Genomic DNA, 11,296 nt, shown 5'->3' on the forward strand with positions numbered 1-11,296 from the left:
AACATGCACACCTTGATGAGGATCACCCCGTTGGCGCTGGCGGCGCTGGCGGGCACCGCCTTTGCCGCACCGCCAGCGGCGGACGATGGCGGCGACGTGCAGGCACTTGCCAACCAGCTGGAGCAGCTCAAATCCAACTACGCACAGGAAGTGCGGCGGCTGCGCGAACTGGACATGCAGGTGCAGGCCATGCAGGCGCGATTGAGTGGACGCACGGGGCCCACCGGGCCGGCAACGGCGGCGGCAACGGGCGCAGCAGTCGAGCATGGCTCGACGCTACAGACGTCGCAGGGTAGCGAGGGCTACGCCAGCACGGCGGCCGAGGCACAGCAGGCGAAGCAGGAATCGCGGCGCAGCGTGGATGATGTGAAACAACAGCAGTCGGCGCTGTTCTCGCGCCGCTTCACCGTCGAGAACAGCCTCACCTACGCCCGCTACGACCGCAAGCAGCTCACCCTCAATGGTTTCCTGGCGCTGGACGCGATCTTCCTCGGCAACATCGCCATCGAGAACGTTGAATCCGATTCGCTCACCTACAACCTGGCCGCACGGTGGGGTGTCAGCCCGAACCTGACGCTCAACCTGGACGTGCCTTACCTGGCGCGGCGCACCGTCTACCAGAAGGGCGGCGCCGGCGGCGCGGCGGCCGCGATCGCGCAGGAAGAAACCAATGGCAACGGGCTGGGCGATATCGGTTTGAGTGCGAACTACCGCTTGTTCGGCGAACGCGGCTGGCGCCCGGAAACGGTGCTCACCGCCGGAGTCACCGCCCCTACCGGGCGCGCACCCTACGGTCTGGACTGGAAGGTGATCGAGCGCGACGACGATGACTACATCCGCTTCGCAGTACCCAGGGAACAGCCCACCGGCAATGGCGTGTGGCAGGCCAATGTGGGCCTGTCGATGGTCAAGACCGCCGATCCGGGAATCCTGTTCGCCAACGTCGGCTATGTGCATTCGTTCCCGCGTGGTTTCAGTGATATCGACAGCAACCCCGACACGGTCAACCCGGGTGACGTGAAGCTCGGCGGCGCGGTCTACTTCGGCGCTGGCGTGGCCTTTGCGTTCAACGAGCGCACCAGCCTCAGCCTGTCCTTCAGCGACCGCATCAGCGCCCGCGCTTCCACCCGTTTCCAAGGCGGGAAGTGGATGAAAGTGATCGGCAGCGACGCCAACGCGGCATCACTGAATCTGGGCGTGACCTACGCGCTCAACCAGCACACCACACTGGTGACCCTGCTCGGCATCGGGCTGACCCCGGATGCACCGGACTTCACGCTCGCCTTCAAGATCCCGTACATGTTGTAGAGACAGCGCCAGGCACGGTCCTGCGCCCCGGCAGGGCCTGGATTCATCTTCCGGCACCACAGCGGTCCCTGCCCGCTGCTATATTCAGCCCAGCTCGGCAGGCATGGTGCCTGCCCTCGAATCACAGGGAGTTGGACATGGGTCTGGTACAGGCGGTGAAGGGTGCGGTCGGTGGTGTGCTGGCCGACCAGTGGAAGGACTTCTACACCGTGCCCACGGGCCTGCCCTCGACGGCGGCCCTGTTCGCGGCGGTGCCGCGCGGCACCAACGCCGGCCGCGGCTCCAACACCAGCGGCTCGTCCAACATCATCACCAACGGCTCGAAGATCGTCGTGCCGGAGGGCTACGGCCTGCTGCTGTTCCAGGACGGCGCGATCACCGCGTTCGTCGCCGAACCGGGCGGCTACGAGTGGCGTTCGGACGACCTGAACTCGCAATCGATCTTCGCCGGCGACGGTCTGGTCAGCACCTTCATCAAGCAGAGCTGGGAACGCTTCAAGTTCGGCGGCCAGCCCGGTTCGCAGCAGGCGGCTTATTTCGTCTCGCTGAAGGAGCTGCCGGACAACCGCTTCGGGACCCAGTCGGAAATCTACTGGGACGACGGCTTCCTCAATACCCAGGTGGGTGCAGTCACGCGTGGCTCTTACACGCTGAAGATCGTCGATCCGATCCTGTTCGTGAAGAACTTCGTGCCGGCCAGTTACCTGCAGCCGGGCCAGGTGTTCGACTTCACCGACCTGGACAACGCCGCCGCCAGCCAGCTGTTCAATGAAGTGGTCGGTTCGCTGGCGCCGGCCTTCAGCCTGTACACGAACGATCCGGGCAAGGGCAACCGCATCACCAGGCTGCAGCAGGACTCGCTGGGCTTTGCACAGAGCCTGTCGGCCGCCGTCGAGCAGGGCTACCAGTGGAAGTCCGAACGCGGCCTGGCCATCGTCAAGACCGCCATTGTCTCGATCGAGTACGACGCCAACACCCGCGAACTGCTGAAGACCGTGCAGCGCGCAGATGCACTGTCTGGCTCGCGCGGTAATTCCAACCTGCAGGCGAGCGTCGCCCAGGGCATCCAGTCGGCCGGCGAGAACGGCGGTGCGGCTGGCCTGGTCGGTGTCGGCATGGCCTCGGGCATGTTCGGTGTCGGCGGCATGCAGCAGCCGGTCACGCCGGCTGCCGACGATCCGGTGGCCAAGCTGAAGAAGGCCAAGGAAATGCTGGACCTGGGCCTGATCACCCAGGGCGACTACGACGCCCTGAAAGCCAAGGCGCTGGGCCTGTAACAGCAGGACGCACAACCCACATGTCCGATCCCAGAAACGGCCCACCGCCGCTGCCCGGATCCACGCCCGCGACGCCGCCGCCCTTGCCGGCGGCGTCGTTGGATGGGCCCGGTTCGCCGCAGGACGTCCCTCCCCTGCCCGGCAGCTTCCCGCTGGACACCTCGAAGCTGCCCCAGGCCATCCGTGATGAAGTGGAAGCGCCCGATCCTGTGGCCATTGATACCTCGGCCAGCGAGCTGAAGGACGGCCTCAACCGCTGCCCGAAGTGCGGCGCCACCGACATCCGGCCCAAGGCCGGCACCGATATCCTCATCTGCCTGTACTGCCGTCACGAATGGCATGGCGCGCGGGTCGAGGAGGAATTCGGGCTGGGCGAGGCCATCGACCAGCTGCGTGGCACGGTCATCGCCTCCGGCGCGCGTGACATCGACGCCGACACCTCGGCGTTGATGACGTTCAAGTGCACGGGCTGCGGCGCTGAAGTCACGGTCAATAGCGAAAGCACGATGACGGCGCGCTGCCACTGGTGCCGCCATGTATTCGGCGTCAACGAACAGATCAGCAATGGTGCGGTGCCCGATGCGGTGCTGCCCTTCCACATCAAGAAGGACGATGCGGTCGCGCGCATCCGCCAGTTCGTCGACAAGCGCCGCATGTTCGCGCTGAAAGCGTTCAAGGAGCAGTTCACCCCGGAAAACGTGGTGGGCGTGTTCCTGCCCTACATGATCGTGGACAGCAACGTCAGCGCGGCCGTGGCCGGCAAGGGCGAGATCCAGACCCGGCAATACACGGTCGGCACCGAGAAGAACAAGCGCACCCTGTACGACGCCGATGTCTACCAGGTCGAACGCCAGGTGGATTTCACGGTTGATGACCTGCCCCTTGAATCCTCGGCCGAGCGCGGGAATCTCGATACCCGCGCCAACACCAACAACATCATCAACACCATCCTGCCGTTCGATACCAAGAACGCGGTGAAATGGAACGCCTCATACCTGGCTGGCTTCACCTCTGAGAAGCGCAACCTCGACGTGGAGAAGCTGCGGCCGCGGCTGGAAGACCAGCTGCTGTCGATCGCCCGCGCGCAGGTGGAAGGTTCCGTGAGGCGCTACAACCGTGGCGTGCGTTGGGAACAGGAGCAGCTGGAGGTGCATGGAACGCGCTGGGTGTCGATGTACCTGCCGGTGTGGTTGTACTCGTATCACCAGCCCGGAAGGAACGGCGGCATGTTGCACTACATCGCAGTGAACGGCCGTACCGGCGAAACCATGGGCAGTGTGCCCGTGCAGCAATGGAAGATGCTGCTGGCGGCCCTGGCCACCGGCACCGTCATTGAAGCCCTCGCAATTGCCTTCCTGGTGGCATCGACATGAGCGACGACAGTGGCCTCTGGCTGTTGGCGGCAGGTCCGGCCGGCGCAACCGCGCTGTACTGGGCGCTGTACCGCTATTACCGCAACACCGACAAATCGCACTCCTTCGAACACGAGACCGAGATCGAGGCCAAACCGGTCACCGGCTCGGACCAGCAGGTCGGCCGGATCACCGGCACCGAGGACAAGCGTATCCGCGGTGACAACGTGTATGAGTACCGGAAACGGGTGGCAAGGGTGAAGCCGGATCAGTAGCGCCAGGCCATGCCTGGCTGCGGGTCATGCCGGCCGCGGGCCGGCATTCCTTCGGTCTCTGGGCGTCAAAGGGGAGCCGGCCAGCGGCCGGCACGACCCTTCAGCGGACAGCACCTGTTCTTGGCTGGCTTGCCTCAGGGCGCGCCCTCACACCGCCTCCCGCCCTACCGGTTCGATACTCGCGCGATCCAACCTGCCGAGGATGCTGCAATGGCCGCCGTGCTCCCCCGTACCTGCCTGCTCGCGCTGTGCTGCCTGGCGCTGCCCGCCCTCGCCCAGGAGGCCTCGTTCTGCTTCGGCCAGCAGACCGCCCGCACCGACCAGACCACCCATTCGAGCAGTACCGAGATCCAGAACAGTGGCTCGATGACCATGCAGACCACCAGCAGTGGCAGCTCGCAATCCGAATCGCGCAGCGAAAGCAAAGGCATCGACGTGGACTTCGGCGTCCATGACAACAACGACGACTGGCGCGATGACCGCGATACACGCGACAGCGACCTGGTCGGCAACTGGACACTGGGCCAGGAGAACGGCAGCACCTGCACCATCGAGCTGAAGAACATCGAGTGGTTCGGCGGCTACAGTGCCTATGTGCCTGCCGGCTGCCCGGATGGCTTCTTCTCGGCCAACCGCTGGGTGCTGTCGGGCAACCAGCTGCTGCTGACTGACACCAGCAACACCGTATTCGGGCGCTTCCGCGCGTCGGGCGGCGGACGCTGGACGGGGTACCGTGAATCGGATGGTGCGCGCTTGTATCTCAATCCCAAGGGGCGCTGATCGCACCGTGCACGCAGTGGGCACGCGCTGATCGGGAAGATCAGGCATCCGCCCCACCCCGCCACCGAAATGTCCGCTCCCACTGGCTCCCGTCTCGTCATCTATGCGGCCCTTGCAGGCAATCTGGCCATTGCCGTGGCCAAGTTCATCGCAGCCGGCATCTCCGGCAGCTCGGCCATGCTCAGCGAAGGCGTGCATTCGCTGGTCGACACATTGAATGAACTTCTGCTGCTGTACGGGCTGCGCCGTGCCAGCAAGGCGCCGGATTCCCTGCATCCGTTCGGCTATGGCCGCGAACTGTACTTCTGGAGCTTCATCGTCGCCCTGCTGGTGTTCGCTGCCGGCGCCGGCGTTTCGGCCTACGAAGGTATCCAGCACATCCGCCAGCCGGAGCCGGCCACCAACCACGCGTTGAGCTACAGCGTGCTGGGCATCTCCATCCTGTTCGAGGGGGCTTCCTGGTGGGTGGCGCTGCGTGAGTTCCGGCGCACCAAGGGCAGACTTGGCTACTTCGAAGCGTTCCGCCGCAGCAAGGATCCTTCCACCTTTACCGTGCTGCTGGAGGATAGCGCGGCCCTGCTGGGCCTGGGCTTCGCACTGATCGGCCTGGTGGCCGCGCAGGTGCTGGACATGCCGGTGCTTGATGGCGTTGCGTCGCTGTGCATCGCTGGCGTGCTGGCCGCCACCGCCTTCCTCCTGGCCCGTGAGACCAAGGGCCTGCTGGTCGGAGAGCCTGCCCATCCCGCAGTGGCCGAGCGGATCATGGCGGTGGCCGAAACCGATCCGGATCTGCGCCGCGCCAACGGGGTGACCACCATGCAGATGGGCCCGGAACAGGTGGTGGCCATGCTCAGCGCCGAGTTCGAGGATGACCGGCGGACCCCGCAGATCGAAGCCTGCATCACCCGCATCGAAACGGCGGTGAAGCGCGAGTATCCGGAGTTGGTGGCACTGTTCATCAAGCCGCAGACGCCGGAGGTGTATGCCGCCCGGCGCGCTGCATTGGCCGCACCGCCTGCGCCGGAATGACGCGGCGTCTGCGCCCGTTTCACCTGATCGATGCCACAGTGCCACGGTCTTTCTCCCGAGCCTGCCACCACCGTGCCGGATTGGTTGCCCGCCTCCCTGCAGATCCTGCCGCGCCGCTTCTACCGGCGTCCATCGACCGACGTTGCGCCGGAGCTGCTCAACAAGCTGCTGGTGCGCGACGATGGTCGCGCTGGCCGCATCGTCGAGGTTGAAGCCTATGCCGGCAGCGACGACCCCGCCGCGCACTCCTATCGCGGGCCAACGCCGCGCACGGCCAGCATGTTCGGTGAGGCCGGCCACCTCTATGTCTACTTCACGTACGGCATGCACTGGGGCAGCAACGTGGTCTGCGGAGAGGCCGGTGAAGGCGTGGCGGTGCTGCTGCGGGCCGTCGAGCCGCTGGCGGGCCTGGAGCGCATGCACGAGCTGCGTTCCGCCGCGCGCCGCGACCACGATCTGGCCAGTGGCCCCGGCAAGCTCTCGCAGGCCTTCGGGTTGGACCGCAGCTTCGACGGCGCCGATCTGGTGACCGGCAGCCATGGCATCGTGATCGCCAGCGATGGCACCCCGCCTCCGTCCGACCCGGAAGTTGGTCCTCGCATCGGCATCACCCGAGCCGTGGATTTCCCGTGGCGATGGCACGTCCGTGACCACCGTCACGTATCGGTGCGGCGACGCCGCATCTCCGCCCCCGCAAGGAAACGTTGATGACACCTCTCGACAAGCCGTTGCGACGCGAACTGGAGATCGATGGCCAGCCCTACACCCTGACTGTGGACCCTGAAGGCCTGAAGCTGGCGGAGAAGGGGCGACGCAAGGGCATTGCGTTGCGCTGGCAGGATCTGGTGTCCGGGGACGCGGCGCTGGCGACCGCATTGCAGGCATCGCTGCGCGAGCACTGAACCGACGCACCCACCTCACGCCGACATCACCCCGTCACAGCGATACATAACACTGTACCGACTACCGTAGTCCCAGACAGCCGCCGCAAACGCCCTCGCCACCCTGCCCTGAAAAGCACCATGGACGAAGCCGAACGACTGCTTGAGATCGAACGACTGCACCTGTTGGATACGCCCCCGGAGCCGGTGTTCGATGCCATCGTCGCCGCCGCCCGCGCCGCAACCGGCATGACCATGGGCCTGATCAGCGTGGTGGCCGAAGACCGCCAGTGGTTCAAGGCCAACATCGGCCTTGAAAGCGTCAGCGAAACGGCCCGCGAAATTTCCTTCTGCACCCATGCCATACGCCAGGACGAGCTGTTCGAGATACCCGATGCGCGTCAGGACCCACGTTTCTCCACCAACCCCCTTGTGACGGGTGGGCCGCGTATCCGCCACTACGCTGGCATCCCCCTGGGCTCGGCGCACGGCGCGCGTATCGGAACACTGTGCCTGCTCGATCCGATGCCCGGCGTGCTGTCTCCGTCCCAGCGCGAGCTGATGGTGCACCTTGCCCGGGTCACCACCCAGGTGCTGGAGCAGCGCAGCACGCTGATGGCGCAGGTGGGCCAGGCCAAGGCGCTGCATCGTGAGCTCAAACGCAGTGAGGACTTCCTGGAGCGCACCAACCGCGCCGCCCGGGTGGGCGGCTGGGAGATGGACCTGGTCACCAACGAAGTGCGCTGGACCCGCGAGACCAAGCAGTTGCACGGCGTGCGCAGCAACTTTGAACCGACGCTCGACACCGCGCTGTCGTTCTATCGCGAAGACAGCCGCAACATCATCCGGGCAGCAGTGCAGCGTTGCATCGACGAAGGCACGTCCTGGGAGGTGCAGCTGCCAATGACCACCGCCGACGGGCGCGCGATCTGGACCCGGGTGGTCGGCAGCCGGCAACAGGTCGACGGCCATCCGCGCCTGGTCGGGGCGATCCAGGACATCACGGACGAACGAGCCGCGCTGGACGCGCTGGAAGCGAGCGAAACCCGCTACCGGCGACTGTTCCACTACAGCCTGGGCCTGATCTGCACCCACACGCTGGACGGCACATTGACCTCGGTGAATCCCGCGGCGGTGCAGTCGCTGGGCTTCGAGGAAAGCCAGATGATCGGGCGCAGCCTGTGTGACCTGATGCCGCCGGAAAAACGCGAGGGCTTCAAGGCCTACCTCGCTCGGATCCAGGCAAACCACACCGACGCTGGCGTGATCGAGCTGATTGCCGCCGACGGTACGCGCCACTACTGGGCGTACCACAACGTGCTCGACAGCGAGGCCAGCCCGCCCTACGTGCTGGGACATGCACAGGACGTCACCGCGCTGCGGATGCAGGAGCAGCAGCTGCGCGAAATGTCCTTCAAGGATCCGCTCACCCAGTGCTACAACCGGCGCTACCTGCACCGGCTGGATGAACTGATTGACGAGCGCTGGGCCTGCGTGATGTTCGACCTGGACCACTTCAAGCACATCAACGACACCCAGGGCCACCGGCGTGGCGACGCCGTGCTGGTCGAGTTCGCCACCTTCCTGCGCTCGCCGCTGGGCAAGGAGGAGACGGTGGTGCGTCTGGGCGGCGACGAATTCATGGTGGTACTGGTCGCGCCTGCGGACGGCCGGTTGAGCGAACTGGAGCATTGGTACCAGGACCACGCCGCGCTCTCGCCCAGCGCGTTCTCGATGGGTGCGGCCATCAACACGCCCGGCGAGCCGGTGGCCGACACCATCCAGAAAGCGGACAGCCGCCTGTATCGAACCCGCGCGCGCGTGCGTCGGGAGCCACGCGCGCAGAAGGATTAGGACCGCCCGCGGATCGCTACCGCGCGCTGCTCACGCAAGTCGCCTCGCTGCACCGGACCGTCGGTCGAGCAGGCCATCCAGCATCAGCAATCGTGGAGAGCGCTTCAGCAGCCGGTCCAGGAAGATGCCGATGCCGGCGCCCCCAACGCTGTACTCATTGCAGACCCGGTGATGTGCCGGGCCCGCGAACGCCACCCCGACGGGCATGGGAACTGCGTGCTGTACGATCGCCTCGGCGTGATGGAAGGCCACATTCGCGTAACGCTCATCCCCCAAGACGCAAGCCAGGTCCAGCATGTACTCACCGAATCCGGCATTGCCGCTCTCCTGCCACAACTTGTTGGTCACCCTTGATCGGACCGAATAGGCACACTCCAGGGCAATCTCGCGGAAACGCACCTCACCCGTCGCAGCAAAGTGGCGAAGGCAGGCGGTACCGATGCCCGCTGCACCAAACCGTGTGTGCGGTGAGTTGCTCGCATTGGCGGGCGCATCCGCCAGATTCTTCCAGAACAGCCGTCCGGCCACACGGATGCCATGGGAAATATCGTAATCCAGCGCCTGCGACGCCGCCTCCAGGAACCGGGCATCGCCGCTGGCCACGCCAAGGTAGCTAAGGAACAGTGCAATCCCGGATTGACCATCACCCAACCCAAGGAAGACCTTGCCCTGCGATGACCAGAATCGACCTTGCGGGCTACGCCGGGAGCTTTCCAGCAGGCCTTCGCCGATGCTGATCGCCGATGACAGGTAAGCGCCATCACCGGTGGCCTGCCAGAAGTGCAGGTCCATCAGGCCCTGTCCGGCCGCACCAAAGTACAGGCTAGGAGTTGCCAGTGCGTCGCCCGACTGCGCGACGCCCGCGCGCACCCGCATCGCCGCTTCCCGTCTCCCGGCCTGCAACAGCAGCAGGCTGACCCCGGCTAGTCCGGAGTACAACCCTGGCGGGCACCGCTCACTGACCGCCCTGTCCTGGATCCAGTCAAGAATTGCCGGGTCGAGGTGCCCCTCATGCCGTAGCAGGAACCATGCGGTTCCCGTCGCGCCAAACTGAAGCGAAACCGGGTTGGTGAAGAACAGCTGCGGTCCGGCTGGCCAGAGACGATCATCACGCCCGGTGTCGACAGCGGAGTGCAGATAGGCCGCGAGCCCTGAAAGGATGTCCTGGAGCGCCCGGCACTCGGAGGGCGCCGGCACCGGCGCGGTCAGCAGCTCCTGGCGGGACGGAAACATCACCCGCCGTAGCGATGGCACTTCAATGTTGCCCAGCGCTTTCAACGTCTTGGCGATGTCCCAGCGCCTGCCTGCATCCTGATCGGTCAACCCGACCACGATATCCCGCAGCGCCTCGGGCAGGCCTAGGTCGGCCAGAACCTGAGGCAACTTTCCGTCGACGATCTGCCCACGGGCCAGGTCGAGACCGGAGGCACAGAAGGTGAGCATATCCAGGATCAGCACACCCAGCGCATAGTGATCCTCTTGCACGGTCGGTCGCCGCGACGCACGCTGTTCCGCCGATGCATATCCGGGTGTCCACCCCTTCACCCAGCGGTCGTCAACACCGATTTCATGCGCGAATTCGAGATCGATGAACTTCACCTTCCCGGCGGCGGTGAACATTACGTTACTACGTGTCAGGTCGCGAAGTACGACACCACGTGAATGCACGACGGAGAGCGCCTCTGCAATGCTGACAATCTTCTCCCGGATGCGCCTGAAGCCATCGGCGGCCGTCTGCAGCTCCTCCGAGAAGTAGAAGTCCATTGCGCTGTCCCACAGCGTCGAAGCCTCCAGCTGTTCCTCGACGAGAAACCAATTGTTCCACTCCTTGAACAGCGCCACGAACTCGGGTACCAAGCCAGTGCCCGACAGCTTCTGCAGAATCCTGGCCTCACGCTGGATACCGCCCACGAGCACATGCGGAGCAAGTGCCTGCATTGAGCCGGCGAAGCCGCGCACCTCGCGGATCACGATTCGCTGGCCTGTATCCATATCCACGCCGTGGTAGACGCCGCCTGTACCATTGAATTTGAGCGCGCCCAGCACCCTGTAGCGCTGGTTGAGCAGTATCTCCGCCGGCGGCGGATCGACCGCAGGACGCTCCAACGGAACCACCGGGTCCGTGCAGCCTGGAGGGAGCCGGAAGTGGGCACCTCGCACGTCGTCGTGCCAAGAGCCATCCTCCAGCCGGAATCCCTGCTGCCTGTTGCCATAGATGTCGGGTCGGAAGCCCTCCGAGTGGGCACCGTAGCGATAGTAGACAACACTGCTCCCCTTGTACGGGCGATCAGTAAGAATGTGTGGTCCACCGAGGTGCTGCGTACGTACGTGCAGCCGTTCCAGCAGGCTGAGAAACTGGGCCTCGCCTGCCGGATAGAGCGTGATGAACTTTCCAAGCTGGAACCGCGACCATTGGACCGGCCAGCCTTTCGTAGACATCCGGTTGCCATAATTGATGGCAATGACCGAGGTGTTTATGGGCAACAGCAAGCAGTACACGGATGAGTTCCGGGCAGAGGCGGTGAAGCAGGTGATCGAGC

General features: G+C 65.1%; 10 protein-coding genes. 9 read left to right on the top strand and 1 reads right to left on the bottom strand.

All coding sequences use genetic code 11. The annotated features are described in order from the left end of the window. The first annotated feature begins 3 nt into the window (after positions 1–3). The 9 genes from WDC87_RS04470 to WDC87_RS04510 all read left to right on the top strand — a co-directional run bounded on the left by WDC87_RS04470 (position 4) and on the right by WDC87_RS04510 (position 8,756). Entirely contained in the window at positions 4–1,308 is a 1,305-nt protein-coding gene (locus tag WDC87_RS04470; protein WP_252745010.1) for a transporter, read from the top strand. A gap of 137 nt (positions 1,309–1,445) precedes the next feature. Continuing rightward, positions 1,446–2,585: an SPFH domain-containing protein gene (locus WDC87_RS04475; protein ID WP_252745011.1), complete on the top strand. Its 1,140-nt coding sequence runs from the start codon at positions 1,446–1,448 to the stop codon at positions 2,583–2,585. Between the two features lie 20 nt (positions 2,586–2,605). Further along, positions 2,606–3,958, top strand: coding sequence for a TFIIB-type zinc ribbon-containing protein (locus WDC87_RS04480; RefSeq protein WP_301655161.1), 1,353 nt, complete (start codon positions 2,606–2,608; stop codon positions 3,956–3,958). Then, a complete protein-coding gene (locus WDC87_RS04485; RefSeq protein WP_005416661.1) occupies positions 3,955–4,212 on the top strand; it encodes a hypothetical protein in 258 nt (85 codons plus the stop codon). Before WDC87_RS04480 ends, WDC87_RS04485 begins: the two co-directional genes overlap by 4 nt. 210 nt (positions 4,213–4,422) lie before the next feature. Next, positions 4,423–4,992 carry an AprI/Inh family metalloprotease inhibitor gene (locus WDC87_RS04490; protein ID WP_252745013.1) on the top strand — a complete coding sequence of 190 codons (570 nt, stop codon included), beginning with the start codon at positions 4,423–4,425 and terminating at the stop codon, positions 4,990–4,992. Positions 4,993–5,061: 69 nt separating this feature from the next. Then, a complete protein-coding gene (locus tag WDC87_RS04495; RefSeq protein WP_072167118.1) occupies positions 5,062–6,021 on the top strand; it encodes a cation diffusion facilitator family transporter in 960 nt (319 codons plus the stop codon). Between the two features lie 72 nt (positions 6,022–6,093). Next, on the top strand, positions 6,094–6,729 hold the full coding sequence (locus WDC87_RS04500) for a DNA-3-methyladenine glycosylase (protein ID WP_088497572.1): 636 nt from the start codon (positions 6,094–6,096) through the stop codon (positions 6,727–6,729). Then, complete coding sequence (locus tag WDC87_RS04505) at positions 6,729–6,923, top strand: hypothetical protein (RefSeq protein WP_061480303.1); 195 nt, start codon at positions 6,729–6,731, stop codon at positions 6,921–6,923. Before WDC87_RS04500 ends, WDC87_RS04505 begins: the two co-directional genes overlap by 1 nt. Positions 6,924–7,043: 120 nt before the next feature. After that, positions 7,044–8,756, top strand: a complete 1,713-nt coding sequence (locus WDC87_RS04510; protein ID WP_072167120.1) for a diguanylate cyclase — start codon at positions 7,044–7,046, stop codon at positions 8,754–8,756. A 30-nt stretch (positions 8,757–8,786) separates the two neighbouring features. On the opposite strand, the gene WDC87_RS04515 is transcribed toward WDC87_RS04510, so the two are convergent. Then, positions 8,787–11,296, bottom strand: a 2,510-nt coding sequence (locus WDC87_RS04515) for a lanthionine synthetase LanC family protein (RefSeq protein WP_336331284.1), incomplete at its 5' end; no start/stop codon positions are given.

This window comes from Stenotrophomonas maltophilia group sp. Smal12, assembly GCF_037079935.1.
In the GTDB taxonomy this organism is placed as follows: domain Bacteria; phylum Pseudomonadota; class Gammaproteobacteria; order Xanthomonadales; family Xanthomonadaceae; genus Stenotrophomonas; species Stenotrophomonas sepilia.